The organism is Methylomonas sp. ZR1 (assembly GCF_013141865.1).
Taxonomy (GTDB): Bacteria; Pseudomonadota; Gammaproteobacteria; order Methylococcales; family Methylomonadaceae; genus Methylomonas.
Window position 1 is genome coordinate 1418251 of record NZ_RCST01000001.1, and the last position, 26215, is coordinate 1444465.

At 54.7% G+C, this 26215-nt stretch carries 31 protein-coding genes and 1 pseudogene; 20 read left to right on the top strand and 12 right to left on the bottom strand.

Annotated elements, in window-relative coordinates; translation table 11 throughout:
• Positions 1 to 81: 81 nt before the first annotated feature.
• Both DDY07_RS06410 and DDY07_RS06415 read right to left on the bottom strand, forming a co-directional pair.
• On the bottom strand, positions 82 to 570 hold the full coding sequence (locus DDY07_RS06410) for a DUF3368 domain-containing protein (RefSeq protein ID WP_171695242.1): 489 nt from the start codon (positions 568 to 570) through the stop codon (positions 82 to 84).
• Positions 571 to 576: 6 nt separating this feature from the next.
• Positions 577 to 921 (bottom strand): UPF0175 family protein, encoded by a 345-nt coding sequence (locus DDY07_RS06415; RefSeq protein WP_033159614.1) that lies wholly within the window; start codon positions 919 to 921, stop codon positions 577 to 579.
• 210 nt (positions 922 to 1131) lie between these two features.
• Here DDY07_RS06415 and DDY07_RS06420 point away from each other — a divergent pair, with 210 nt between their 5' ends.
• Entirely contained in the window at positions 1132 to 2484 is a 1353-nt protein-coding gene (locus tag DDY07_RS06420) for an IS1182 family transposase (RefSeq protein WP_171695243.1), read from the top strand.
• A 177-nt stretch (positions 2485 to 2661) separates the two neighbouring features.
• On the opposite strand, the gene DDY07_RS06425 is transcribed toward DDY07_RS06420, so the two are convergent.
• The 4 genes from DDY07_RS06425 to DDY07_RS06440 all read right to left on the bottom strand — a co-directional run bounded on the left by DDY07_RS06425 (position 2662) and on the right by DDY07_RS06440 (position 5264).
• On the bottom strand, positions 2662 to 3213 hold the full coding sequence (locus DDY07_RS06425) for a FlhC family transcriptional regulator (protein ID WP_171695244.1): 552 nt from the start codon (positions 3211 to 3213) through the stop codon (positions 2662 to 2664).
• Positions 3210 to 3521 (bottom strand): flagellar transcriptional regulator FlhD, encoded by a 312-nt coding sequence (locus DDY07_RS06430; RefSeq protein ID WP_171695245.1) that lies wholly within the window; start codon positions 3519 to 3521, stop codon positions 3210 to 3212. Before DDY07_RS06430 ends, DDY07_RS06425 begins: the two co-directional genes overlap by 4 nt.
• An 18-nt stretch (positions 3522 to 3539) precedes the next feature.
• Entirely contained in the window at positions 3540 to 4196 is a 657-nt protein-coding gene (locus DDY07_RS06435; RefSeq protein ID WP_253734422.1) for a transglycosylase SLT domain-containing protein, read from the bottom strand.
• Between the two features lie 318 nt (positions 4197 to 4514).
• A complete protein-coding gene (locus DDY07_RS06440) occupies positions 4515 to 5264 on the bottom strand; it encodes an IS5 family transposase (RefSeq protein WP_171695246.1) in 750 nt (249 codons plus the stop codon).
• A gap of 183 nt (positions 5265 to 5447) precedes the next feature.
• On the opposite strand from DDY07_RS06440, the gene DDY07_RS06445 reads away from it, so the two are divergent.
• On the top strand, positions 5448 to 5804 hold the full coding sequence (locus DDY07_RS06445; protein WP_171695247.1) for an Lrp/AsnC family transcriptional regulator: 357 nt from the start codon (positions 5448 to 5450) through the stop codon (positions 5802 to 5804).
• A gap of 62 nt (positions 5805 to 5866) precedes the next feature.
• On the opposite strand, the pseudogene DDY07_RS06450 reads toward DDY07_RS06445, so the two are convergent.
• Positions 5867 to 7067 (bottom strand): annotated as a pseudogene (locus DDY07_RS06450) (IS3 family transposase).
• Between the two features lie 305 nt (positions 7068 to 7372).
• Here DDY07_RS06450 and DDY07_RS06455 point away from each other — a divergent pair.
• The gene (locus DDY07_RS06455) at positions 7373 to 9148 is read left to right on the top strand and encodes a serine hydrolase (protein WP_171695248.1); all 1776 of its coding nucleotides are present in this window, start codon (positions 7373 to 7375) and stop codon (positions 9146 to 9148) included.
• A gap of 87 nt (positions 9149 to 9235) precedes the next feature.
• Entirely contained in the window at positions 9236 to 9607 is a 372-nt protein-coding gene (locus DDY07_RS06460) for a TfoX/Sxy family protein (protein ID WP_171695249.1), read from the top strand.
• A gap of 10 nt (positions 9608 to 9617) precedes the next feature.
• Here DDY07_RS06460 and DDY07_RS06465 read toward each other — a convergent pair whose 3' ends face one another.
• Positions 9618 to 10133, bottom strand: a complete 516-nt coding sequence (locus DDY07_RS06465; RefSeq protein ID WP_253734423.1) for an ATP-binding protein — start codon at positions 10131 to 10133, stop codon at positions 9618 to 9620.
• Positions 10105 to 10503: a nuclear transport factor 2 family protein gene (locus DDY07_RS06470; protein ID WP_033158712.1), complete on the bottom strand. Its 399-nt coding sequence runs from the start codon at positions 10501 to 10503 to the stop codon at positions 10105 to 10107. Before DDY07_RS06470 ends, DDY07_RS06465 begins: the two co-directional genes overlap by 29 nt.
• A 264-nt stretch (positions 10504 to 10767) precedes the next feature.
• Here DDY07_RS06470 and DDY07_RS06475 point away from each other — a divergent pair, with 264 nt between their 5' ends.
• The 5 genes from DDY07_RS06475 (at position 10768) to DDY07_RS06495 (ending at position 15714) form a co-directional block, all read left to right on the top strand.
• Complete coding sequence (locus DDY07_RS06475; protein ID WP_165385959.1) at positions 10768 to 10908, top strand: DUF1697 domain-containing protein; 141 nt, start codon at positions 10768 to 10770, stop codon at positions 10906 to 10908.
• Positions 10909 to 11314: 406 nt separating this feature from the next.
• On the top strand, positions 11315 to 12037 hold the full coding sequence (locus tag DDY07_RS06480) for a response regulator transcription factor (RefSeq protein WP_033158711.1): 723 nt from the start codon (positions 11315 to 11317) through the stop codon (positions 12035 to 12037).
• A complete protein-coding gene (locus tag DDY07_RS06485) occupies positions 12034 to 13791 on the top strand; it encodes an ATP-binding protein (protein WP_171695250.1) in 1758 nt (585 codons plus the stop codon). The genes DDY07_RS06480 and DDY07_RS06485 overlap by 4 nt, the downstream gene beginning before the upstream one ends.
• A gap of 7 nt (positions 13792 to 13798) precedes the next feature.
• Positions 13799 to 15097, top strand: a complete 1299-nt coding sequence (locus DDY07_RS06490; RefSeq protein ID WP_171695251.1) for a hypothetical protein — start codon at positions 13799 to 13801, stop codon at positions 15095 to 15097.
• The gene (locus DDY07_RS06495) at positions 15067 to 15714 is read left to right on the top strand and encodes a methylamine utilization protein (protein ID WP_171695252.1); all 648 of its coding nucleotides are present in this window, start codon (positions 15067 to 15069) and stop codon (positions 15712 to 15714) included. Before DDY07_RS06490 ends, DDY07_RS06495 begins: the two co-directional genes overlap by 31 nt.
• Positions 15715 to 15774: 60 nt before the next feature.
• Here DDY07_RS06495 and DDY07_RS06500 read toward each other — a convergent pair whose 3' ends face one another.
• On the bottom strand, positions 15775 to 16602 hold the full coding sequence (locus tag DDY07_RS06500) for a spondin domain-containing protein (RefSeq protein ID WP_171695253.1): 828 nt from the start codon (positions 16600 to 16602) through the stop codon (positions 15775 to 15777).
• A 288-nt stretch (positions 16603 to 16890) separates the two neighbouring features.
• Positions 16891 to 17307: a helix-turn-helix domain-containing protein gene (locus DDY07_RS06505; protein ID WP_171695254.1), complete on the bottom strand. Its 417-nt coding sequence runs from the start codon at positions 17305 to 17307 to the stop codon at positions 16891 to 16893.
• 108 nt (positions 17308 to 17415) lie between these two features.
• Between DDY07_RS06505 and DDY07_RS06510 the strand changes: the two genes are divergently transcribed.
• Complete coding sequence (locus DDY07_RS06510; protein WP_171695255.1) at positions 17416 to 17964, top strand: MAPEG family protein; 549 nt, start codon at positions 17416 to 17418, stop codon at positions 17962 to 17964.
• 27 nt (positions 17965 to 17991) lie between these two features.
• Here DDY07_RS06510 and DDY07_RS06515 read toward each other — a convergent pair whose 3' ends face one another.
• Positions 17992 to 18702, bottom strand: a complete 711-nt coding sequence (locus DDY07_RS06515; protein ID WP_171695256.1) for an autoinducer binding domain-containing protein — start codon at positions 18700 to 18702, stop codon at positions 17992 to 17994.
• Positions 18703 to 18936: 234 nt separating this feature from the next.
• Between DDY07_RS06515 and DDY07_RS06520 the strand changes: the two genes are divergently transcribed.
• The 10 genes from DDY07_RS06520 (at position 18937) to DDY07_RS06565 (ending at position 26136) form a co-directional block, all read left to right on the top strand.
• Positions 18937 to 19368 (top strand): GNAT family N-acetyltransferase, encoded by a 432-nt coding sequence (locus tag DDY07_RS06520; protein WP_171695257.1) that lies wholly within the window; start codon positions 18937 to 18939, stop codon positions 19366 to 19368.
• A 7-nt stretch (positions 19369 to 19375) separates the two neighbouring features.
• The gene (locus DDY07_RS06525) at positions 19376 to 20485 is read left to right on the top strand and encodes an NAD(P)H-dependent oxidoreductase (protein WP_171695258.1); all 1110 of its coding nucleotides are present in this window, start codon (positions 19376 to 19378) and stop codon (positions 20483 to 20485) included.
• Entirely contained in the window at positions 20482 to 20976 is a 495-nt protein-coding gene (locus tag DDY07_RS06530) for a GNAT family N-acetyltransferase (RefSeq protein ID WP_171695259.1), read from the top strand. The genes DDY07_RS06525 and DDY07_RS06530 overlap by 4 nt, the downstream gene beginning before the upstream one ends.
• Positions 20977 to 21015: 39 nt before the next feature.
• Complete coding sequence (locus tag DDY07_RS06535) at positions 21016 to 21576, top strand: histidine phosphatase family protein (protein ID WP_171695260.1); 561 nt, start codon at positions 21016 to 21018, stop codon at positions 21574 to 21576.
• A gap of 36 nt (positions 21577 to 21612) precedes the next feature.
• Positions 21613 to 22416, top strand: coding sequence for a shikimate dehydrogenase (locus DDY07_RS06540; protein ID WP_171695261.1), 804 nt, complete (start codon positions 21613 to 21615; stop codon positions 22414 to 22416).
• 206 nt (positions 22417 to 22622) lie between these two features.
• On the top strand, positions 22623 to 23024 hold the full coding sequence (locus tag DDY07_RS06545) for a DUF4260 domain-containing protein (RefSeq protein ID WP_171695262.1): 402 nt from the start codon (positions 22623 to 22625) through the stop codon (positions 23022 to 23024).
• A 36-nt stretch (positions 23025 to 23060) separates the two neighbouring features.
• Positions 23061 to 23744: an SAM-dependent methyltransferase gene (locus DDY07_RS06550; protein ID WP_171695263.1), complete on the top strand. Its 684-nt coding sequence runs from the start codon at positions 23061 to 23063 to the stop codon at positions 23742 to 23744.
• Positions 23745 to 23815: 71 nt separating this feature from the next.
• Positions 23816 to 24382 carry a hypothetical protein gene (locus tag DDY07_RS06555; protein ID WP_171695264.1) on the top strand — a complete coding sequence of 189 codons (567 nt, stop codon included), beginning with the start codon at positions 23816 to 23818 and terminating at the stop codon, positions 24380 to 24382.
• Entirely contained in the window at positions 24383 to 25510 is a 1128-nt protein-coding gene (locus DDY07_RS06560; protein WP_171695265.1) for an alpha/beta hydrolase, read from the top strand. It abuts the gene before it with no gap.
• The gene (locus DDY07_RS06565) at positions 25507 to 26136 is read left to right on the top strand and encodes a class I SAM-dependent methyltransferase (RefSeq protein WP_171695266.1); all 630 of its coding nucleotides are present in this window, start codon (positions 25507 to 25509) and stop codon (positions 26134 to 26136) included. Before DDY07_RS06560 ends, DDY07_RS06565 begins: the two co-directional genes overlap by 4 nt.
• The last annotated feature ends 79 nt before the right edge of the window (positions 26137 to 26215 follow it).

The following is a 26215-nucleotide window of genomic DNA, read 5'->3' on the forward strand; positions in this document are numbered from 1 at the left end:
TTGAGCTAACGTTCCAAGTCGGTTTTTTAAATCAAAACTATTTCAACAAGGCAAAGAAAGATGACCTGCATATCGAACGGTTTACTCGCCGACACTTGCCAGAATTTTGTTGATCACGGTAGCCGAAATCCGAAAATCCGATCGATGCAAAATTTCAAAAGTGGCTCGAGCAGACGAAATCAAACCTTGCTTTTTGGCCTGTCCGATGACGGCGGTAGTACCTGCGACATGTAATTGATATTCTTTGGCCACAGCCCGGCCGGCACGTTCGTCCATGATCAGCAAATAGTTTTGGGGTGACGACAGCGCAATGTTGATGCAATCCGTTTCTCCGGTGTCCAGATCAATGTCCAAATGTGGTGTTATGGATTCATGCCATACCGTTAGCCAACCTGAATCAAATGCGTGAGCCAGCGCTTGTTCACCTGGCGCAGATTTGCCCGGTAACACTTCTTGTTTCACCGATTCGGGTACGAAAACCTGGCCAAATAACTTCGGTAGCCAGATTAAACCCTCCACCAACGCCAGTCCGATCAATGGACTGGCATCGACAATTACTTTTTTGGTCATCCGCGATCAGGCTTGGTTGAGCCACTGGTCCAGAGTGTCCAAATCATCCTCGACTTCATCAGCCGTTTGCTCGATGACGGAAATACCCAGGCGCGAGACGTGCGCAATAAAGTTTGCCAACGGCATATCGGCCAGTTTAGCGGAGCGGGCAAGGGACAGGTTACCGTCCTTGAAAAGTGCCGTTGCCAAGGCTTTACGCACGCCCGGCATTCCAATGATTTTGGCGGCTTTGAGGCCGACCATCACCGCGTCTGGTTCGTTTCGATTCATAACCAAGACCATATCCTCGTGAGCCATGCGCAGAGCTTCGCTGGGGTTGTTCTTTAGACCACTGACATTCACGGTTTTCATGGCCTGATTACATAGGAAGATTGGATAGGTGGATTATAATCCTCTAAATGAAAATTGCTGCATAAAGTTTTCTCCCTGGACAATGATCTCCTATGTGGCCAAGACAACGTTGCTCCTAGGAGCCTGTCGGACTTTAGCGCAGTAGATCTAACCGCGACATCGGTTTGGTAAAATAAGGAGGGTCAAAAGATCAGATATACGGAGCCTGTGATGAGTCGATTCATTCCCGTCAACCGCCATCTACTTTACTTGCTACCGCCTTCGGTGGACGAATGGCTGCCGGAGGCTCATCTGGCCCGTTTTGTTGTCGAAGTCATCGAGCAACTGGATCTGAGCCAATTCACCAGCCGTTACCAGGGACGCGGCAGTGCGGCCTATCATCCCTCGGTGTTGCTGGCGCTCCTGGTGTACGGTTACGCCACCGGCGTGTTTTCCAGCCGTAAGATCGAACGAGCGACCTACGATTCGGTGGCGTTCCGTTTCCTGTCCGCGGATACGCATCCCGACCACGATACGCTGGCCCATTTCCGCAAAACCTTCCTGATCGAGCTGGAAGATCTGTTCGTCCAGGTCCTCAGCCTGTCCCAAGCGATGAAGTTGGTGAAACTGGGGCAAATTGCGCTGGACGGTACGAAAGTGAAGGCGAACGCCTCCAGGCATAAAGCCTTGTCCCACGGTCACATCGAAAAGCTGGAAGCGCAGCTGCGGGACGAGGTCCAGGTCTTATTACAAAAGGCCGCCGAAACCGATGCGGCGGACGACCGCGACGATCTGGACTTGCCGGCCGAACTGGCGCGGCGTGAAGACCGATTGAAAGCCCTGCGCGATGCCAAAACCCAGATCGCCGAGCGGGTCAAGCCGCGCGATGAGCAGGCACAAAAGGCGTATGAGGCGAAGATTGCCCGCCGGGAAACCGGGCGGCAGGCCGGCAAAAAGCCCAGAGGGCCGGAGCCCAAGGCCCCGGAAATAGGCCCCAAGCCTGACGACCAAATCAACCTGACCGACGAAGAATCTCGCATCATGCCCAGTCATGAAGGCTTCGTGCAAGGCTATAACAACCAAGCCGCCGTCGACGTCGACACGATGCTGATCGTCGCCACCAGCGTCACGCAACAGACCAACGATAAGCAACAAGTCGAACCGATGTTGGCCGAGCTGAAAAAACTCCCCGAGACGTTGGGCCAAGTCGATGCCCTGCTGGCGGACACGGGCTACTTCAGCGCCGCCAACGTTCAGGCTTGCGAACGAAGCGGCATCAAACCTTTGATCGCCATGGGCCGCGACAGCCACCCTGTGCCCCTGGCTGAATATCTGGCGGCCGACGCGCCGAAACCCAACACCGGCGGCCCGGTGGAAAACATGGCTTGGTACCTGAAAACCCGCGAAGGCAAGGCCCGCTATGCCAAGCGCAAATGCACGGTGGAACCCGTATTCGGGATCATCAAGCAGGTACTGGGCTTTCGCCAGTTCTCGCTACGCGGACTGGACGCGGTAACCGGGGAATGGAAGCTGGTGGCGATGGCGTTTAACCTGAAACGGATGTATGCGCTGGCCGGGGCATAAGCCCCGCCGAACTCAATGATAGGGTTGCATGCCGTCGAATAACCTAAGGGGAGCGCGTCTACATCAATTCTCAAGACCGGCTGAGTAACTTTACGACAGCTTGAGGGCTTCGATCATTTGGCTGACGCCAAATTTTCGGCTTAAAAAAACTTAAGTCCGACGGGCTCCTAGGATCAATTAATCGGTGATGATTCTGGTTTTAGGGATTTGGCTTAGCATGCACATTTGGCAGACTTGCGGGTACTTACAGCCATGAATGACCAAATAGGGCGTATGGCAGGTCGTACAGTAAGGTAATTCAGCGAGTCCGTCTCTCAGGGCTTCGACGATAATCCAGGCTTCATCGAAATTTGCAGGCCGTATGCGGCCAAACGGCCGGCGTTCCTGAATATGGTTTGGGTAGAATTTACAAAAAGTGTCCCAGGCAAATACCATGGCATTCAGGTCTATTTCCGCTCTGATAGCGCCTGAGCAAGCGCTTCGATAGATTGAAGCAAATAGGGCCATGTAAAGAAACGACTCGCGTGACTGCGGCATTGCCATAATGCTGGGGACCAGTCCCGCCACTGGGCTTTCGCGGTGCAGCGAAAAGTAAAGATTACACAATTCTTTAGGGCGCAAGGTTTTGATGACCCGACTGGCCAATTTTGTACGCAACTTTCGTTTCAGTAATTGATAGGCCCAATACTGATCTTTAAGCCGAGTAGCAAATGGGCAATGTTTGCTCATGACTCAAGCGGGTGAGCAGACAAGAGCATCAGAAGGTCGATGGTTCGTGCGTCGAGTGCATTGGGATCTTCGTATTTTTCGACGTTTAGAAATTTGCTCCATTTATGGGGATTGAAACGGGGAACAAAAGTCAAGCAATCGCTTCGTGCCAGGCTCTTCATCTGTTCGAGCGGCATTTTTCGGAGTAATGAAACCGCTTCGGTTGTTAAGCCTAAGCAGAACATGGCTTTTTGCTCGCTCTCGGAAAAAATTAAGGACTGCGCGACGATGAGGTAGTCGAGATTGAGTTTGTATAGATTCTCATCCATTCTGCAATCCTTGATGGACTAAAGAATCGCGCGGATTTGATCGGCTAAGGCAATAACTTTTCGTCCGTACTGGATGGCTACTGGCTCGTTTTGCCAACTGTAATATCGGCCGATTCCATGAGCGAGATTGTCTGGCGCCGATTGGATGGCCTCGTTGAGAAGGCTGGCGCCGATTTCGATATTGATGCTCGGGATCAAGAGTTGTTCGGGTTTCGCAACGCGGTGGCCATGCCACCGCAGATTCACTTGCATGATGCCGACGTCGATATTGCGCTTGCCTTGGTCCAGCATTTGATTGAGTAAAGCTTCTGCCTCCTGCTGACTGTTAGGAATAAAAGAGTTGCCAGCGTTATTGATGGCCCAGGGCCAGGGCATGACACGATTCTGTTCACCGTTTTTCCGCGACTCCATGAGCGCAACGGCATACAGAATATAGGGATCAATGCGATGTCTACGGGCAACTTGTCCCCACTGCGTGTTTTGTAATTTGGTGTTTAATGCCAGGGACTGTTGGCTGTTGCCATTCGGTTGAATGGAATCAGCAGCCATTGATTCCATGGGTTGGCTGATGAGGCAAAGGCCACTGAGCAATCCAATCCAAAGATGCTGAATAGGGTTTTGGATTGAAACGCCAGGGTGCTTAACCCCCTGTTTTTTTATGTGAATAATTAACATCGCGAGCTCACCGTTATGGTCTTGAAGCGAGTTTACGACGTTGCCAGAAATTCTATATGTTCGAAAAACCACTCTTTAAGCTGTTTTTCGCCCATCCTCTGAGTTTGGCCTTGTTTTTTTACTTAATCTTATGAACGGAAGGAATCCTTGTTACCCGGAGCGCCCCTATCATACTGACCGTCAAATAGGTGAAAGACAACCCATCGTTCTACAACCCAAGCAAGCCTCGATATTGACCAGACAGGAATAGGAACGGCGGTTTTTGGTGGGTAGGTTGCGGGAGATGGTTAGGTTGAATGATAGGGGGCTGTTGCCTTTTCACATCGGTAACCATATAAATGCACAAGCCAGGGCGATAGCGCCTTCAAAATTGCGTTTTAGTTTGTCATATCGGGTGGCGATAGCTCTAAAATGTTTCAGTCGCGCAAATACGTTTTCAACGAGGTGGCGATATTTATAGAGACACCAGTCCATTTCCTCATTCCCGACTATTGAATTTTGTTTTCTTGGGATGATGGGGACTGTGCCTTGATCTCGAATTTGAATCCGTAACGGCTCGCTGTCATACCCTTTGTCTGCAATCATGTAGCCCGCCTGGGGGAGCTTGGCCACAAATTCCGGCGCCTCTTTGCAGTCATGTACTTCGCCCCCCGTAATCGAGAACTGGATGGGAAGTCCACCGGCATCAACCGCCATATGGATTTTGGTCGTGTTGCCTGCGACCGATTTCCCGATGGCTGTTGGGTTTTCATGGGCGCCGCCGCTACTGTGTTGATGGGCTTTAATAATGCTGCCATCAATAAATAGCCATTCCAAATCAGGCTCAATCACTAGCGCCTGAAAGATACCCCTCAGCTTTTCTTGCAGTGACCAGGCATTGAAGCGCTTGTACACGGCATTCCACTTGCCAAAAGCGACGGGCAAGTCTCGCCAAGGGCAGCCAACACGCAAGCGATAAAAAATCCCTTCGACCGTTTGCCGAAGACCGGGGTTGTCGTAAATGCTGAAACTCAACATAATCGTTTTTAGCTTTTCCCAGTGGGTATCTGTAAGCAGTTGGCGTGGCATTCGCTAGTTATCGTTTGATTGAAAACTCAATCAGTATGGCTCGCCAATCGATTTTCAAAGGGATTATGACAAAATGGCAACAGCCCCTAATGAAATTGCAGAGATGAGCAAAGTCGTTGATATTGTCCGTCGCTAACCGAAAACCGTAGTGACGTGGGCTGTTTTTAGTCGACCGATAAGCGATTGACGCCGCTAAACATTGCGCCGAGCGACGCGGTCAGACTGCAAGCCGACGGCCGCATCAGCAAACGGGAACTGGCCGACCGCATAGGCCTGTCGGCATCACCCTGCCTGCGGTGGGTGCGAGCGGTGGAGGAGGGCGGCCTGATCGGCGGCTATCGGGCCTTGTTGGATGCCAAAGCCTTGGGTCTGACACTGATGGCCTTGAGCCACATTCCGATAGACCGACATACGCCGGAATGTTTCAACACGTTCGAGGCGGCGGTTGCCGGCATTCCCGGCGCGACCGCAGTGCATTCCAGCTTCTTGTTACGGCGGGTCGTGGATAAGACGGCGTTTCCGGTGGGGGTAGGGCCATGATCATTCCGAATCCACTGCTGGGCAGAGTTTGCAAACATGGCAAATCACTGACTCTGTAGTGGTCAACTTTTTTCGGACACCGAGATAGGTTGTTGAGCTGCCATTTTCATTTCATAGCCATTGGGTGGCAGGTAGCCCAATGACGAATGCAAGCGCCGACTGTTGTAGCAGTTGACGATATAGTCGGTCACGTCGCGGATGGCCTCGGTGTGGTTGGCGTATTGGCGACGCCAGACGCGCTCCATTTTCAGATTGAGAAAGAAGCGCTCCATCACGGCATTGTCCCAACAGTTGCCCTTTCGACTCATGCTGCCTTGAAAACCATGGCGGGTCAGTAAATCCCGGTACTCGTGACTGGCATACTGGCTACCCCGATCGGAATGGACAATCAGGCCCGGTGGCGGCCGACGCTGGGCAATGGCAATCTGCAAGGCCGTGCAAACCAGTTCCGCCGGCATATTCGGCGCCATGGCCCAGCCCACGATTTTGCGCGAATACAGGTCCAACACCACCGCCAGATAGAGCCAACCGCTCAGGGTCCGTATGTAAGTGATGTCCGAGACCCAGGCCCGGTTGGCCTCGGTTTGCTCGAATTGGCGATCCAGCACGTTTTCGTACACCGGCAGGTTATGATTGCTGTCGGTGGTGTGCACGAACTTAGGCTTCCAGGTTGGCTTGAGCTGGAGCTCCTTCATCAAGCTGCGTACGCGATGCCGACCCATCTCGATACCCTGTCCCGCCAAGGCCTTACGCAGACGGCGGCTACCATAGCATTGACCGGTCGCCTCGAACACACTGCGCAGCCGAACCCGCGTGCCACAAAGCGTTTGCGGTTTCAACGCCCGCTGCCGAGCGGCATACCAGCCCGACCGACTGACGCCCAACAACCGGCACACCCGCCGTACCATCGCGGCCTTCTCTGCGCTAAGCTTCTGAATCACTTCGTGTTTCATCGCAGTTCCTTCGCAAAGATACCCACAGGGCATAAAAGGCCGAAACCTTTTTTAGCAATTCGTTATCCGCGCGCAGTTGACGATTTTCCAGCTCCAACTGCCGAATCCGCTGCTGATCCGGTGTTAACGGCTTGCCGATGCCCGCTTGGCCCGATTGCTCCGCCTGCACCTGCTTCAGCCAGCGACGCACCGCCGTCTCGCCCAGTTTCAGTTCCTGGCAAACCTGCGCCACTGTCAGGCCTTGCTCCTGAATCATCTTCACTACTTGCAGCTTGTACGCCGCATCAAAACTTCGTCTTTCTTGTTTCATTATGCTCACCTGGTAGATTGATAGTTTATCAACCTATCTGGGTGTCCATTTTTATTAGACCACTACACTCAAACCGTTACACAAAAAATGAACGCCGCAATTATCATTCAACGCGCAACTACTTCCAATGCAAGAGTCCGCCTTCGCGTAGGCTCAAGGCCGCACTGTTAAAACGTTTGACTGTGATTGGCTCGCCAAATACTATTCTCGCCCCAACATGGCTTTGGTAAAAGCCTCGCAGCCCCGCCACACGGGCTTAAAATCTTGCTGGCGGACTAACCGATGATCACCCCTTCAAGGACCAGATGAAAGCCTACTTGACATATTTAAGCGCGATATTGCTTTTGCTAAGCGGTTGCGCCGGTTCGCAGCCGCTAAAACCGAATACTGTACAACACGGCGATTACACTTACCTCCAAGCCCATCTTGCTTGGCTGATCGAGCAGGAAATGTCCGAACAGGACGTGGTAGGCTTGAGTATCGCCGTGGTCGACGATCAGCAGGTCGTTTGGGCGAAAGGTTTTGGTTATGCCGATCAAGCCAAGCAGATTGTCGCCACACCGGAAACGGTTTATCGAACCGGCTCCATCTCCAAGCTCTTCACCGATACGCTGGTCATGCAACTGGCGGAGCAGGGCAAGCTGGATATTGATCAGCCGCTACAAACCTATCTGCCGAATTTTGCGATCAAAAGTCGCTTCCCGGATGCCGGGTCGATAACGCTGCGCAACATCATGAGCCATCATTCCGGTTTGCCGGGTGATAGAGGCAATGGCATGTGGACTAACAACCCGGCGCCGTTCAGTCTGCTTGTCGACCCGCTGAAAGACGAATATGCCGCCTATCCGCCCAATTGCATTTGGGCCTATTCGAATCTGGGCATCACTTTATTAGGGACGATGTTGGAAAGGCTGACCGGCGAGGATTTCAGTCCTTATGCCGACCGGCAGCTATTAAAACCACTGGGCATGACGCATGCGGCATTTGCGCCGGGCATAGCGGGAGAGCTGGCCTCCAAAGCCTATAAGAGTGATCAGGAAAAGGCCGAAGTGGCACTGCGCGATATGCCGGCCGGCGGCTTGAATGCCAATGTTTTGGATCTAAGCCGTTTTATCGCCATGGTCTTGGCGGACGGCAAAGCCAATGGCCGGCAACTATTGAAGCCGGAAACCCTACATGAAATGCTGCGCCAGCAAAACCAGGACGTGGCGCTGGATGTGGGCAATAAAATCGGTTTGGGCTGGTTCTTGACCAGCAAGCCCGGTATCGGCGATGTGGCCGCACACGGCGGAGCAACGCTTTTTCACCGTAGCCTGCTGACGGTGCTGCCGGAACACAAGCTAGGCGTGGTCGTGCTGGCGAATTCCCCGCCCACCGGCGACTTGATCGACAAAGTCACCGATAAGGCACTAAAACTGGCGGTTGCGATAAAAACCGGCCAGCCGCTGCTGGAGGACGCCGAAACGCCTGAAATCGAAACACGCGGCTTAACCGCGCAAGAGCAACAATTGGGGGCAGGGCAGTATGCAACCGCGCTAGGCTACATCAAGTTATCAGCCGATGGCGACATCCTGGTCACCGAACTGAACGGCAAAAGTCTGGATTTGGTTGGTAGGGAAGATGGCAAATTCGGCATTCGCTATAAACTGCTGGGCTTGATTCCAATACAACCCAAGCAGCTGGCCGAAGTCGGCGTGTCGGTGCGCCATGTCGACGGCCATGATCTGGCGCTGGCCCATTGGCACGGCCAAACCTTGGTATTAGGTGAGAAAATCCAACCCGTACCGATTCCCGCCGCCATGCGCAGCCGCTTGGGCGATTACGAAATCGTCAATCTTGCCGAAGGCGAGGCGATGGTTCCGGAAAAATGCGCGCTACGCGAGCGGGACGGTTTTTTGATGCTGGAGTATTCCATTCCCGCATTCGACCTGAATAATCTGACCCTCCCGATTGTACCGGTATCGGAAAACGCCGCCGTCATTCTTGGATTAGGACGCGGCATGCAGGAAACCGTGCGGCTGGAGACGATTAATGGCCAAGAGTTTGTGGCTTATTCCGGGTATTTATTGCGGAAGAAATGAGCAAAGCCTTTAGGATCGCGATCTCCAGTCAAAACGGGTTTTATGAGTGTTCCCCATCTTGCCATCGTCCGTCAATAAGGTATGCCGATGAGCGAATTTACCGCCTATTTGCCTGAAGTGTTCGAACTGTTCGGCACCATTCAGATCCGTAAGATGTTTGGGGGCTATGGTGTCTACCACGATGGCTTGATGTTCGCGCTGGTGGCGGACGATACTCTGTATCTCAAGGCGGATGCCGAGAATGCCAAATTTTTCGAGGAACAGGGGCTTGCGCCATTCGAATATCAGCGGGAAGGCAAAATGACGAAAATGTCATATTACCAAGCGCCGGCCGAGTTTATGGAAGACCGGGAGCAGGCCGTTCTGTGGGCGCGGCGCTCGTACGACGCCGCGCGTAGAGCCCAACGTAAAAAACGCAAAAGCAAAACGGACACGACAGTGATACGTCATTTAGACTGATTCAGAACACCTAATATCGAATAATGTTGAACCCCTCTTCCTGCTGAGGGGCGACGAAGAAACTTGTGATTAGGTCAAATTCGGTATCAGCCACTACAAAAGCGTGAGTGCCAGACGCGTTTCTCGCACGTAAACGTGTCAAGCATTTGTCGTCCGATACATCAAGAAAATGCAACACATGCCTTGATTCGGCTCTGTCGATAAGAGATCTCATCCATTTTCGGTTTGCGACGGTGTTGGCTGGAAAATCCAATACCACGGACACACCTATTCGAAGCAAATCGGTCACGTGTGGACCGATCGCGTCACGCAAATTCGAAGCACATCGAACATAGTCCGCCACAGTCTTGATGTCGTCTGGATATAGATGTACAAGCCAAGTGTCCTCGCTGAGGATCACCGTGTCCGGCGTCTTGGCCAGTTCCTTTGCCAATGTCGATTTGCCAGAGGCGATTTTTCCGCAGAGCAGATGCAATGTTGGCAGTAGCTTTGGCATTTTATATGGCTCCCAGTAAGTCAGTGCCATACGAATTATCGATAACACAAAGCCACTTGCCGACAGGGTCTTCCCGAAAGACATAGGTGGCGCGCCTTGACATGCAATTCGCTACACCGGCAGCATCCGCCGTTTCCAGAACGGTTTCCATGATCACTAGAGCCGTATTTCCGCTCTGAATGACATGCATCGCGCCTTGTTTGACCACAAGACTATGGTTGAAATATTCGGTGATCGCGAGGAACGCCTTATGGATTTGTTCCTTGCCTGTAGCAATCAAGCCTGGCTTGATGACGAGCGTTGCATTGTCTGCGTAGAAAGCCATCAAGGTAACGAAGTCCTCTTCAGTGATTGCTTTGTCAGCAGCTTCGATAATTTGTTTAAGTGGATGGTAAGCCATATCGATCTCCTTGGTAGGTTAAGGCACCAAGAGACAGGCAATATTGAACCCGCCTCAGGGCGGGTTGCAGTAGAAAGTAAACGTGCTAACCCACCATTGTTGAAATGGTGGTAATAATAGCCAGCAGGGTTGGGAGGACGTTAATCATGATGGGATGCTAACAGAAGCTATAGTGCCGATCAAACGATAAACTAGCTGAGCATTTTTAGTAATTCGAATCTGCGTGCAATAAAACAACGCTAACAGATCGAGCCGCAGTTAGTATTGCTGGAACTAGCGGAACTGGAACAGGCCGTGCGGACCTATCCCTTTCCCGACGCGGAAACCCAGCCCGATACATTGCACCTGAATTTTTTGCTGTCCGCACCGGCCAACCCCGACCTGGCCGCGCTGGCTGCTATCTAGAAAGACAGCGAACGGTTTAGTCTGATCGATCAAGTTTTCTACCTGCATGCACCGGAAGGAATCGGCCGCTCGAAACTGGCGGCCCAGGCCGAAAAGCGCCTTGGTGTGGCGATGATCGGCCGCAATTGGCGAACGGTTTGCAAGCTCGTCGAACTGGCGAGAAGCATGACACTCCCAAACGCCGCGGATCGATAAGCCAAGTGCGAGACGGCATTTGGTTTACCCGCGCATTCGTCATGTGCTTGCCCAGTGCATGCGGCCGCTCGGGCTCGTTCCCATTTCTTAACGTTTGGTTGGCAAATTCGGCGAATTTGTCGAGAACTGATGCCGCCGTGATAATTTCGTGATTAGATTTACGGCTCCGCTTGGCCGATAATCAGCTTTATTTTGTCTAAAACCGCCAACCATGCCGCCTACGAAACACCTGCTCCTGGTCGAAGACGATCCCGACATTGCCGGCCTGCTGGCCGCCAATTTGCGCGAGGAAGGCTACAGCGTGGATTGGGCGGCCGACGGCGAGGCCGCGCTGGCCGCGATTGCCGGCAATCGTTACGACTTGTTGCTGCTGGACGTCATGCTGCCCGGTGTGGACGGCTTGGAAATTTGCCGGCGGGTGCGGGCCGGGCCGGTTTATACCCCCATCATCATCGTCAGTTCCAAATCCAGCGACGTGCAACGGGTGGTGGGTTTGGAAATGGGCGCCGACGACTACATCGTCAAACCGTTTGCATTGGCCGAGGTGGTCGCTAGAGTACGGGCGCTGTTGCGGCGGGTGGCGGCGTTGAGTGAACCCATCGCCATTCAAGCAGATGCCGTTCTGGTCGCTCACGGTTTGCGGATCGATGTGCAAAGCCGCACGGTGGTTTTGGACGGCCAAACGCTGGCGCTGACCGCCCGCGAATTCGACTTGCTGCATTTCTTCGCTCGCCATCCGGGCCGTATGTTCACCCGGCTGGAACTGTTGAACCAGGTCTGGGGCTACAACCACGACGGCTACGAACATACCGTCAACTCCCACATCAATCGCTTACGCGCCAAAATCGAAGCCGATCCGGCCAAACCGGCGCGAATACTGACGGTGTGGGGCGTTGGTTACAAGTTTGCCGAAGCGGACACCGCCGACGCATGACGCTGAGCTTCCAAAGCCGCATCGCTCTATTGTTCGCGGCGCTGTTCGTCGCGGTGCAGGCGCTGACGGTGGCGTGCATTTACGTGGCGGTGCGAGACAACCTGTTGCACCAACTCGACCAGGACTTGCGCTACGCCGAGCAAGCCTTCCGGCAACTGCTGGTCGAACGCGCCGAACGAGTCGCCGGCGAGGCCGGCTTGCTGGTCGCCGATTTTGGGTTTCGCAGCACCGTCACCGGCGGCGACCCGGCCACCATCGCCTCGGCCTTGGAAAACCTGCTGCTGCGCATCCACGCCCAACGCGGCTTGTTTATCGATCCACAATTTCAGGTGCTCGCCGATAGCGCCGGCCAGTGGCAAGGCCAGCCGTTTCCGTATGCGCAAGCCTTGGCAAACACCGACGCCACCCGCTCACTGGTCTGGTTCGGCGTGTTGGACGGCCGCTTGCAGGAATGGGCGCTGGTGCCGGTGTCGGCGCCGCTGCCGGTGGGCTGGGTGGCAGTGGCGCAGGCTGTCGACGAGCAGCGTATCGCCCGATTTCGGCAAAACTCGCTATTGCCGCTGCACATCGGTTTGGCCGAACTCAGTGCCGACGGCGGCCGCCTGCTGGCCGCGTCGGCACCGGACGCGGCCCTGGCCTTGCTGCACAGCTCGACCAACCGGGCGCTGGCAGCCACGGTCGATACCGCGCAAGGCCGCTACCTCGGCCGCATACTGACGTTGCCGGCGGCCGGCGGCGATCAAGGCGTCGCCGCATTGCTGCAAATCAAGTTCACCGATGCCTTCGCCGGCTACCGCCATATGCTGTTACTGGCGGCCGGGGTGTTGCTGCTCGGCCTGTTGACGACGCTGGCTGGCAGCGTGGTCATCGCCCGCAATCTGTCGCGGCCGCTACGGGCCTTGGCCGGTGCCGGCGAACGAGCGGTCAACGGCGATTTCGCTGCCTCGCCGCTGACCGGCCGCAACGACGAATTGGGCCGACTGGCCGATACCTTCGTTCGCGCCGCCCAACTGGCCGGCCAACTGGGCGAACTGCGCCAAAAAGACCAGGAACGCCGCGAACTGGTGGCTTCGATGTCGCACGATTTACGCACGCCGTTGGCTGCGTTACGCGCTTTTCTCGAAACCATGCAGCGCAAGGCCGAGACCTTGCCGGCCACCGAACAACAGCATTTTCTGGATACCGCGTTGCGCCAGACCGAAAAAGTCAGTCGGCTGGCGCAGGAACTGTTCGAACTGGCCAAGTTGGAATGCGACGACGCCAGCTTGAATCCCGAACCCTTCAATCTGGCCGAATTGCTGCAAGACGTCGCCCAAAAATACCGGCTGCAGGCCGAACAGCGCGGCGTCAGCTTGCAAGCCGAACTGCGCCCGGAATTACCACTCATCAGCGCCGATATTGGCCTGATCGAGCGCCTGCTGACCAATCTGATCGACAACGCCTTGCGCCACACCCCGCCAGGCGGCCGAGTTCGGCTGGACGCCTGGCCGGCGCGCGGCCGGATAGCGGTGGCGGTGCGCGATACCGGCATCGGCATCGCCCCGGAATATCTACCAACCTTGTGCGATTGGGACTCGCCGCTGGCCCGCCGCGCCCGCGCCGACGGCGGCGGTTTCGGCTTGATCGTGGTTGGTAAGATCGCCCAGCTGCACGGCGGCCGCTTGCAAGTGGAAAGTACCTTGGGCGTTGGCAGCGAATTTCGCTTCGATTTGCCGCTGGCAGATTCGGCGCGCGCGGCCGACGGCAACCGGTAACCGAACCATGCGCAGCAGACCGCCAGCGTCGTTCCCGTTAAGGCCGGAGTCCGCGATTTCGGTCTGCCGCAGATTTTCCGTAGCGTTGCTGATTGTTTCCAGCTTGCAGTCACCAGCCCGAGGAGCCGCCGACGGCCAATTTCCGGAAGTGACCTGGCACGGCCTGCTGGACCTGCGCTACCAACACAGCGACGCCGCGCCGGGTGAATTGGAACACGGCCTGGGCAAGCTGCGCGCCGGCGGCGAGCGCGACCGCTGGCGGGTTAACGAAGCCGCCGCCACCTTGCAAGTCAGGCTGGACTGGGATTGGATGCTGAACGCCACCGTCAAATACGCCGACCGTCAATCGACACCGCTGGACTTGACCGAAGCCTATCTGGCCTACCGGCCGGTCGGCGCCGCCGGCTGGCGTCTGGCCGGCCGCCTGGGCATGTTCTTTCCGCCGATTTCGTTGGAAAACACCGGCATCGCCTGGAGCAGCCCGTACACCTTGAGCTCGTCGACGATCAACGCCTGGGTCGGCGAAGAATTGCGCGCCTTCGGCGGCGAGTTGCGGCTGGATTACCAAACCGAAGCCGGCGACAAACTCGGCGTGTTCGGCGCCGGTTTCGCCAATAACGACACCGCCGGCCTGATGCTGACCTGGCGCGGCTGGAGTTTGCACGACTTCGAATCCACGTTGACCGGCCGCCTGCGTCTGCCGGAGGGCATTCGCATTCCGGCGCTGTTTCCCAAGCAGGCCAACGCCAGCCAGACCTTCGTCGAAGTGGACGGCCGGCCCGGCTTTTACGCTGGCATTGCCGCCGAACTGTCGCAACGCTACACGCTGCGCGCGCTGTATTACGACAACAACGCCGATCCGGCCTTTGTGTCCGCAGGCCAATACGGCTGGCACACCCGCTTTTGGAGCCTGGGCGCCAAGGCCGAATTACCGTGGGAAACCACGCTGATTTCGCAAGTGCTGACCGGCCGTACCAGCATGGGCGAGTTACTCGGCGACTTGCGCGCGGTCGATGTTGGATTTTGGTCGGCGAGCTGGCTGTTGAGCCGGCCGCTGGGCGACGGCCGTTTCAGCGTGCGCTACGAACGCTTCGACAGCGACGAACGCGATTACCTGCCGCAAGACCGCAACGGCGAACACGGCCAAGCCTGGACCGTCAATTACAATCTGACCTTTGCCCAGCACCATCAATTGAACGTCGAGTTCAGCCGCATTTTCAGCACCCGCCCGGCGCGGCAGGAACGCGGCGAAGCCGTTTATCAGGAGGACACGCTGTGGCAAGTCGCTTACCGGCTGTTTTTTTAACGGCCTGGGCCGCCGTCGCGCCGGCCGCGGAATTGGCGGGCAAGGCCGTCGCCGGCGGCCGGCCGTTGGCCGATCTGGTGGTCGCCGCCCAAGCCTTGGATGCCGCCGGCCGGGTCAAAGCGCCGCCGGCGCCGGCGGCAATGGCGTTGGACCAGAAAAGCCGCGAATTCGTCCCGCACGTGTTGGCGGTGCGCAGCGGCACCCCGGTGTATTTCCCGAACAGCGACGCGATCAAGCACCACGTCTATTCGTTTTCCGCAGCCAAGCGATTTGAGATCAAGCTCTATAGCGGCGTGCCGCGCGAACCGGTGCGCTTCGACCAGCCCGGCATCGTCGCGCTGGGTTGTAACATTCACGATTGGATGCTGGGTTACGTCTACGTCAGCGATGCCGATTACCTTGCGGTTTCCGACGCCGAGGGCCGCTGGACGCTGGATTTGCCGGAGGGCCGCTACCGCCTGAGCTTTTGGCATCCGGACGCAGCCGAACAAACGGCCGAGCAAATCGTCAGCGTACCGGCCGGTGAACTCGCGGTGACGGTGGAATTGAAAGCCCGCTTCCCCACCGGCAAGCCGCCAGCCAGCTTGCAAAATCAGGGTTACGGCGACGGGTTTTGATGCGGTGCGAAGCTGGAGTACAAATCTAGTTTTGCACTCCACTGCGTTGAAGCGACCGCCTCAAGCCGGCAAAGCCGACACCGGCGCGCGCTTCCGGAACCAACCGAACAACGGCAACGCGCTGCCGAACAACCATGCCGCCGCCGGAACCGGCACTTGCGACACCGCGCTGATTTGCAGCAGCGGCGTATTGGCGCCGGGCAGGTCGGTAAAGTTGTAACCGGCCGGCGTTCCTAATCCGGCATAGACCGCGAAGTCGTGGTTGGCCTGAATCGTGCCGTTTTGCGCCGGGCTATCCGCCGCGTTAGACCCGACCAGGAACGCCGCGCCAGTGGTGCCGTCCAGTTCGGTGCCGGCGTCCCAAATGCTGCTGCCGTTCTCGACGAAGGTGCCGCCGGTGAAATGGCCTTGGGCGTCGAACAATTCGATTTCGGTCGGCGAATCGTTACCGACGAAACGGTCGTTGGACGGCACCACCATCGCGAAATAACTCAGATAACGGTTTTTCACCGGGTCCAGATCCAGGGTGACGCTGCCTTTGGCGCCGGGCAGGAAAATGCCAGGGCCGAAGGCGTTGACCGACGCGGTCACCGTCGCGCTGGAACCGCCGGCCGCTGCCGCGCTGCTGGCCGCGAATGCCGACGACAAACCGGCGCCGCTGCCTAATTCGGCAATCGCTTCGATGGCCGACGACGCAGTGGTGCCGACATCGAACGCGTCGAACGAACCGTCGTGCAAGGCGATGAAAAACGGACTCAAGGCCGGCCCGTTGGCAGCAGACAAATTGCTGAAACTCAGCGTGACCTGCGCGGCCTCTGCCGAACTTAAAGGTGCCGCACTGGCCGCTAACAACAGCGCCGACAGCGTAAAAGCATGGTTTTTTTGCATCGTGATTCTCCTTAATATGAATGCCAAATGGCGCGGCCATTGTGCAATCGGAAAAGTCACGAAATCTTCACGGGGAGGTCAAATGCACGTGAGATGTGAGCTGTCATTGGGTCAAATGCCAGAAGGTATCAGTTCGGTCAAAAACAGCCAGACGGAACAGAATTACCAGTCTTAGATGGAAGGCATTGGGAGCGTTGAATTCACGAACCACACCGATCACGAACGATGTGCTTCACGCTGTTCAGATTATCCATGGCCCTCCGGATTTTCGTTTTTGTTGCAAAACGATCAGGATTGCCGAATTCGTGCCGCTTGCTGCAAATCGGCTATCAGCTGCTGCGGCTCTTCTCGATAGCGGCGCATGAGTTCCGGAGGAGCTGCCGTATGCTGGTCGTAAATGACGCTCCAGCGGCTAATTTCGAGTAGCACAGGTACCAGATCGAGCGCTTTTTCCGTTAGCTCATAAAACACTTGGCGTTTGTCTTCGGGCTTGTGTTTACGGATAACGAGTCCGTCCGCTTCCATTTTCTTCAGTCGCGAAGCCAGAATATTGGTTGCGATTCCTTCTTTTGAAGTCATCAACTCCCGGTAATGCCGTTTGCCGCTTAGCATCAGATCGCGAAGTACGATCAGCGTCCATCGGTCTCCGAACACTTCGAGGGCATAATCAATTGGGCATCTATTTTTGAGCTTCAAGTCGGACATTTGGTTTAGTTACTTGCACATTGCAATTGAAATAGGATAATTGGTTGCATATTGCAAGTATATCAACCAAGAGTTATCCCGCAAACCACGTACATAAGGAGATCGTATATGTCGCTTATTAATTCTAAAGCCCCCGAAATGTCTTTGCTTCGGATTTACACGGCCCTAGGCATTATTGTTGGATCGGTCGTAGCTTGGCTACTCTGGCTATTGGCCGGTGAACATCACTCTGTACGACCGGAGCTGCTCATTTCTCCCATGGCCGCACTTTTTACTCTGACGGCTTTGGTGTGGTTGATTATGGTCGTGGCGCGAAATGTTGCCGTTATTCGAGGGCATGCGTCGATCAGGTATTTCGCGGATTACAAGGCGGATATTCCTGCCGATGATCGATTCGAGCGTCCGGCTCGAACCTTCAATAATCTAATGCAAGTACCCGCGCTTTTTTATGTTATTTGTCTATTGATGCTTGTCGAGAAAGAAGTGGACAACGTTCAGATCGCGCTTGCCTGGGCTTTTGTTGTACTCAGGTATGTCCATGCCATCATTTATATGGCGGTAAACTGGGTGCCGTATCGCTTCGCGACGTGGGCTTCAAGCTGCATCGTTCTGGGCGCACTTTGGTTTCGCTTTGTGACGGCAGTTGGGTTGGGATAAGCTTGGATGGAGTCCAGGCGATGGTTGTTACAAAAAACCGAGCATCGCCGCTTTAACGGCCGCCGCGGTTTTGTTGCTGGCATTTAATTTCGCCGCAGCATTGCTGATATGAAAATTGACCGTTCGCTCGGTAATTTTCATGATATTGGCAATTTCGCCGGCGGTTTTGCCATCGGCCGTCCAGCGTAGTACCGCAATCTCGCGGTTCGATAGTTTCGCATCCGCTTCCGGCAGCAATTTGGGCAATAAGCGGCGCGATAGGGCCATATGCGCAGTTTGGGTCAACCAAGCCATTTTAAAAGCCTTGTCCGCCAGCTCGGTTTCGCTCAGCGGCTCATCGGATCGCGCCAAAGTGAGCATGCCGGTGGCGCCGGGGACATCCCGCATGGATTGCGCCCAACCGTAACGCAAGCCGAACGAGCGGGCTTCTTCCCAAAACGCCGCCGTCGAGGCGAACAAACCGTCGGTCCATAGAATGGGCTTTGACGAGCGGAGAGCATGTTTGACTGTGGGATCGATCGCACAATAGTTTTTGGTTTGATATTGCGCTTGCCAAGCCGATGGATAATTACTCACTTTCACGATCTTCGGCTTGCTCAACGGCAGCACCAACCGGAGGCCGTAGGCGCAATAATCAAAACCCAATTCCGCACCCAACGCCGCAATGGTTTGGAAAAGCTGATGCTCGCTGTCGCTGGTTTGCAATGCTTGAAGTTGAATTTCTTGCCAGGCTTTCATGAGCTTACCGTCGTTAAATCTGTTCGACAGCTTATCCTAAAGGCTGAGTTCACGGAAACCCCATGTCCGGTAATACTTACCGGCAAACCAGAATGGCGGTATAAGCTGTCGATGTTGACAGTTGTTAGACCGTTGTAAATAGCGTCTAATCCGGCTAAGCAGGTAGGTGTTTAAACTGCACCCGGTATTATGTTTCAAGCCAACAGCCCCCTTTTTGAGTATTAACCCGTAGCCATGACTTTCGATATTTTCATCGCCGCTACCGACGCGGAAATTCAAGCCTGTTTTCCGGTGTTCAGCGAGTTGCGCCCGCACCTCAAGCAAGAGCAGTTTCTAGCCCAGGTTCGCCGCCAGCGACTGCAGTCCTACCAAATTCTGGCTGTTAGACAGCAGGGCGCCGTTAAAAGCGTGGCGGGTTTTCGTTTCGCCGAGTTTTTGGCCTGGGGCAAAATACTGTATATCGACGATTTGGCCACGCGAAGCGGCGAGACTGCGCAAGGCTTCGCCAGCGCTTTGCTCGATTGGCTGATAGCCCATGCCAAAGCCCACGATTGCCGGGGCGTGCATCTGGATTCCGGCCATCAGCGCTTTACCGCCCATCGCTTGTATCTTAACAAGGGCTTTCAGCTGAGCAGTCATCACTTTTCCCTGATCCTCAACATCTAGATTTGCCATGAAAATTCTGGCCTTATCGGGCAGTTTGCGGGCGGCGTCTATCAATTCCGCCGTGCTGAGGGTCGTAAAACAGTTGGCACCGGCTTCGATTGAAGTCGGTCTGTTTTCCCGGCTTGGCGACTTGCCCTTATATAATCCGGATTTGGAAAACACGCCTCCAGCCGTCGCCCAGCAATTGCGCAATGACGTAGCCGCGGCGGATGCCTTACTGATCGCCAGCCCGGAATATGCCCACGGCGTTACCGGCACCATCAAAAACGCGCTGGATTGGTTGGTGGCATTCGAGGGCTTTGTTGACAAACCGGTGGCGGTATTGAACGCCACGCCACGCGCCCATCATGCCGATGCCGCGCTCCGGGAAACCTTGGTCACCATGTCGGCCACGCTGATCGAAGCAGCATCGATCACCTTGCCGTTGCCGAGCGCGCACATAGGCGAAGCCGAGCTGTTGGCGATGCCGGAAATCGTTTCACTACTGACCGGCGTATTAACCAAAATCCAACGCGCGGTAAAGTGGTTGCCGGACATGAAGCCTTATCTCGGCAGCAGTGTTTATATCGACAGCCAACATCCCGCTATCGTCGCTCAAGCCGCCAAGTTGGCGGAGGGCTGCGCCGATGAGGAAGTAATCGCCAAACGCTGTTTCGAATTCGTTCGCGACGAAATCAAACATAGTTGGGATTACCGGCTGAACCCAGTGACCTGTAAAGCCTCCGATGTGTTAATCCACGGCACCGGCTACTGCTATGCCAAAAGCCATTTGTTGGCCGCATTGTTGCGCGCCAACGGTATTCCGGCTGGACTGTGTTACCAGCGATTGACGATAGACGGCGACCAGCCGCCTTATTGCTTGCACGGTTTGAACGCAGTTTACCTGCCGCAACACGGTTGGTACCGGGTTGATGCGCGCGGCAACAAGCCCGGCGTGGAGGCTGGCTTTTGCCCGCCGCTGGAGAAATTGGCCTTTCCGATTGTGAATCCCTTGGAACACGACTTGCCCGGCATCCATGCGGAACCCATACCGGCCGTCGTCAAAGCCTTAACCGAACACCAAACCGTCGAGCAGGTTTATCACAACTTGCCGGACCTTGCCGTTACTGAACCATGACGACAAACTCGCCGTTAATCATCCGTCCCGCTGTAGCAACCGATGCCGAGTGCGTCAGCCAACTGATTGGCAGCGTTGCCAACCGTTGTACGATTACCCCAACAGGCGACGGTGCCGAGTTGTTTTATTCGAGCATCAGCCCGCAAGCGATTGGTTGCTACATCGCCGACGCTAATTTCCTTTATCTCGTCGGTTTGCTAAACGGTAAGCTGGCCGGTGTGGTTGCAGTTCGCGATGCCCGGCATCTGTTTCATCTGTTTGTGGCGCCTGACTGCCAATACCAAGGTATCGGCACGGCATTGGCGTTGCGCGCCATCAACTTATCGTTGGCCGCATGCCCGTCGGAGACCTTCACGGTGAATGCTTCGCTGCCCTCTGTGCCGTTTTATGCCCGACTGGGCTTTCAGCCGCTGGGGCCAAAGATTGAGGGCAAAGGTGTAGCATTCGTGCCCATGCAATTGCTACTCTCAGCGCTAAACACCGTTACGTAGCGATAATAGCCGTTTGTCCAAGAAACTTTAGATCCGCTTATGGAAATTACTTTAATCCGACACGGTAAACCGGCGTTCGAGCTGAAAGGCAAAGTCAAAGCGCGGGACATCGGCGAAATTGTCAGCTGTTATGATTTATCCGGCATAGCTGACGAACCGCCGGAACACGCCAAGCAGCGCGCTTCGGCATGCCATGTCGCCGTTTGCAGCGACTTTATCCGTTCTCTGGAATCGGCCAAGGCATTGGGATTTGCTGATATTTTGCTGAGTGACCCGGTGTTTCGGGAAATTGCTGTCCCTCATTTCAAACAGGGTGGGTTGACGATGTCGGTTGGTGCCTGGGGCTTATTGTTACGCTGTCTGTCGACGATGGGATTCTCGCGAAACGGCGAGTCGCTCGCCATGGCAAAACTGCGGGCGCAAGTCGCGGCATCGTTATTAATAGACCTGGCGCATGAGCATCAAAGCGTCTTGTTGGTGGGGCATGGTTTCGTTAATTACTTCATAGCCCAGGCGTTGTTAGCCCGAAATTGGGTTGGTCCCGCGAAGCCGGGCGGCGGCTATTGGGAATATGGGGTATATCGCTATCGTGCAACATGAACCGCAAAGGGAACAATTTAAGCCACATTCAACAATATGCTCGCATCGATTATCGGCAACACCAAAATATTCGGCGTCATCGCCGACCCGGTCAGCCAGGCCAGAACACCGGCTATGGCAAACGCATTATTGGGTGAACGGGGGCGCTGGGGTGACTTTGTCATGCTCCCCATGCAAGTATCGGCGCAAGGCTTTCCCGCCTTTATTGCCGGCCTGCGCGCCTTGAAAAACTTCGGGGGCGCCGTCGTTTCCATGCCACACAAAGTCGTTGCCGCCAGCTTGGTTGATGAACTGACGCCGGAGGCACGCCTGGTTGGTGCCGTGAATGTCATTCGCCGGAACGGTGACGGCCGCCTGATTGGTACCATGCTGGACGGCGAAGGTTTTGTTGCCGGATTAGCCGGCGCCAGCTACAGCGTGAAAGGCACGCACATCCTTCTGGTCGGAGCCGGAGGCGCTGCATCGGCAATTGCTTTTGCCCTTGCCAAACACGGCTGCGCTTCACTTTGCATACAAAATCGAACACCGGAAAGAGCCAGTGCGCTGTCTGCTAGAGTCCGCCATGCCTATCCGCAAGTGACAATATCGACAGAGGTGCGTGCGAATTGCCACTACGATATTGCCATCAACGCTACTTCTCTCGGCATGAAGCCGAATGATGAGCTACCGATAGCCAATCCTTTGATACGGCATTGCGACTTGGTAGCCGAATGCGTGATCGCCCCTGAAATGACGCCGTTACTTCAGGAAGCGTCCGGCCAAAGGAAAATCATCCATACCGGCGTTCCCATGTTGGCCGCACAAATGCATCTGATGTTGGCGTTCATGGGGGCCGAGTGAGATGCAATGGGCCAAGAGCGCTTGTCGATATAGAATAAGTACTAGATTGTGGTTGCAGTGATGGTGGATCATAAGCGAGCTGTACGCTATAGGTTACGAGTTTCACACCATAACCCTGTCAATACTGACAGTTGTTGCAAGGCCTGATCCTGAGTTGTAATTAACCCAAAATAATCCGTTTCTATATAGAAACTGCCGGAGTCCAAATGCTAGGTGAAACCACAGGTGCCGTTCGGGTGTTATTGCGACTGGAGGGATTGTGCGTGCTGCTTGCCGCCTGCATCGCTTACGCAAAACTCGATCTGAACTGGAGCACTTTCGCACTCTACTTCCTGGTCCCCGATATTTCGTTGCTCGGTTATTTCGCCGGCGCTAAGGTTGGCGCTATTAGCTATAACACTGCGCACTCATACCTCGGTGCCGTTGCCAGTCTGGTGATTGGCTTCACGGTTCCGTCGTCGGCCCTCCAATGTGCCGGTTTGATCTGGTGCGCCCATATCGGTTTTGACCGGGCGCTGGGTTACGGACTCAAGTATCCGGCGGGATTCGGTTTTACCCACCTTGGCCGCATCGGGCGATTTGCTGCCAAACATTCGGAAGCACAATAACCGGGTTTAAGACCCGAAACAGGTAAGGAACATAGGATGGCTTTTACACTCGACAAGGTCGTACCCTGGGGGCGTTCATACGCGGAATATGTCAGCATGTTTAGCTTGAGCGAGGCCGATCTGGGTAGGCATATTTTGGGTTGCGGTGACGGGCCCGCCGGATTCAACGCTGAACTGACCCAACGTGGCGGGCATATCGTTTCAGTAGACCCTGTCTACATGTTTGATGTCGAGCAGATCAAAAGCCGCATCGCCGAAACCTATGAAACTGTCATGGCTCAGACGCTTGAAAACCAACGCGACTTTATCTGGGATGTCATTCCTTCGATAGAGGCGCTAGGAGAAATCCGTATGACGGCCATGGACACTTTCCTTGCCGATTTCGAGTTGGGTAAACAACAAGGCCGATACCTAGCGGGAGAGTTACCTGCACTGCCTTTTGAAGACAGACAATTCGATATGGCCTTGTCGTCGCATTTTTTGTTTTTGTACAGTGCACACTTGTCGGCGGAGTTTCATCTTCAGGCAGTACAGGAAATGTTGCGGGTAGCCCGAGAGGTACGGATATTTCCGCTGCTTGCGCTGGATAGGGTTCTGTCGCCATATCTTTCCATGGTCTGCGAAGAATTTGCCAGCCGAGGATTTGACGTACAGATCGTTAAGGTTGATTATGAATTTCAACGCGGCGGCAATCAAATGCTGGTCATTAAGCCTCAATAACGAACAGGGATCCCGTTCATAAACTCCGCGCTTTACCGAAACGTATGCGTTAGTTGCCATGAGAAAGCTTGATGAAATACAGTAGATGGGTAGCCGTGATTTTCCTGTTAGTGCCGATTTCCGCGTGGGCTTTTTTCAAACCGGTTCGGGTACTGATCCCTGAAGTATTCGGCGTCCATTGCAACCCACAAAACCTATGCGTGGATGATGTCTCTCAGCTTGCAACCGCTGAGTCATTGCTCAACGACTCGAAAATTTATCTTGCTACTCAATGGGGCTTGTCCATCGGCGAGCCGAAGATCGTGTTTTGCAGCACGGAGCAATGCCGGTCCGTATTCGGCCTATCAAACAAGGCAGGATTCACCTTGGGCAGTTTTGCTATCGCCATCGCGCCGCGAGGTTGGCAGCCACACTACGTGGCGCATGAGCTCATCCATCATTGGCAGGCCGACCAATTCGGCAGCCTGGCGCTGCTAACCGGTGAGCACTGGCTAATCGAAGGCATGGCCTACGCGCTAAGCAACGATCCGCGAGGGGAGCTGCATCAGCCTTTTGAATCTTATCGTCAGCGATTCAATGACTGGTACAGACTCCATGCCGATATGCCACTCAAGGAATCGCTGGCCGGAGCACTCTAAATGGCAACCAATATTCTTACGCTATTGCGCAACGTTTGGCGCTGGATATATCGGGCCATAAAAGCCGGGTTGGTAGTGTTAACCGCATTGCTACTGATTGGGGCCGCTTATCAACACTTCGCGGTAAAGGCCGACTTGGAAAAATACCCGCCATCTGGTCGGACGGTCGACGTGGACGGGCATCTGTTTCATATTAATTGCTCGGGCGCAGGTCCATTGACCGTGATTCTCGAAGGCGGCGCAGGTGCTTCCTCGCTGGCTTGGGCCTGGATACAGCCGGAGGTGGCAAAAAATGCGAAGGTCTGTTCTTATGACAGAGCAGGATACAGTTGGAGCGCGCCAAGCGAGCTCCCGATGGATGCCATCAATACCAGCCGGCAACTCCACCGATTATTGAGCGTTGCGAATATTCCCGGGCCCTATATTCTTGTTGGCCACTCTATCGGCGGAGCGTATGTGCGTATGTTTGCCGCAAATTACCCTCAGGATGTGGCAGGATTGGTTCTGGTCGATGCGACCAACCCGTCGGTGCTGGAAACCTATGCCGAAGTCGATTTACCGAAGGTCGAAGACTGGACGCCACCAACCGTTCAGGTATTTCCCTATCTGGCGTCTGTCGGGGCAATGCGCGCGGTTCTTGGCTTGGGGTTGTTCAATCTTGCCGCGGGACTGCCCGCCGATACGGAAGCGGTCGCCAATGCCTTCCTTGCCCAAACCGATTACCTCAAAACCGTCGTTTGGGAATACCGTTTTCTACCGGACACGTTGAAGCAAATTCGTTCCTTGCAACCCTTAAACGATCTGCCGGTAGCGGTAATCGTAGCGGGCCAGTTTACCGGTCTGGATGCCGAGGCTGCGGCAAAATTCATCGATTGGCATCGGAAACAACAGCGCAATTGGCTGAATTTATCGACGAACAGCTCGTTGCGAACCCTTGAAGAAGCCGATCATATATCCCTGATGACCAATCATCGTCATGCTCACGAAGTTGCGAACACGATTTTACAAATGATCGAGACTATTACCGCGAGTGCTGTACAAAGTACTCCCGTTTTCCGAAGTCCTAACGATTCTGCCTCGGACTCCGCATCAGTAAGCACATACTCTATGGCTATGGAGGTCGAGTGAGTTCCAATAATCCTGTAGCGCTTGTCGATACCCAGCAAAATGCATGGAACAAAATAGCCGGTGAAATCTCATTTTCGCTTGAGCCGGACTTGGATAAGTTAGCAACGCTAATTAGCAAGAATGCAAAAATACTGGATTACGGTTGCGGCTATGGCAGGATAACGAGCGAGCTGCACGCCAGAGGATACGGTTGTTTGACAGGCGTAGATACGTCAATCGAAATGATCAGGCGCGGCTTAAAACACTATCCAACGCTCGATCTACGTTACATCGATAGCCATGAAATACTTGCCGACATTGGAAAATTCGACGTCATTTTATTTTGCGCCGTACTGACCTGCATTCCCATTAAGGCGCAGCGCATGAAAATCGTCGAATCGGCCTATGAGTCGCTGAATGAAGGTGGCATCATTTATTGCGTCGAATTTCATCGGTCGGAAAACATCCATTATTCTTCAACGGGCACGTTCACCGCATCTTTCAATGTGGCAATGAAACATTTTGTTCCTACAGAGATTGCTGAAGAATTATCGCTATTTGATGAAATTAGCCATTTTGTCACTGAGGCCGCGACAGTTTCCGGTGCAAAAACCCATGCCATTCATTATTTCGGGAAAAAACGCTAAATTGGAAAACGGATGCGCAATTCGATGAGTGGCGTACTTTATTTAAAACTCACGATGTATTGGGAATCGAATAACTGAA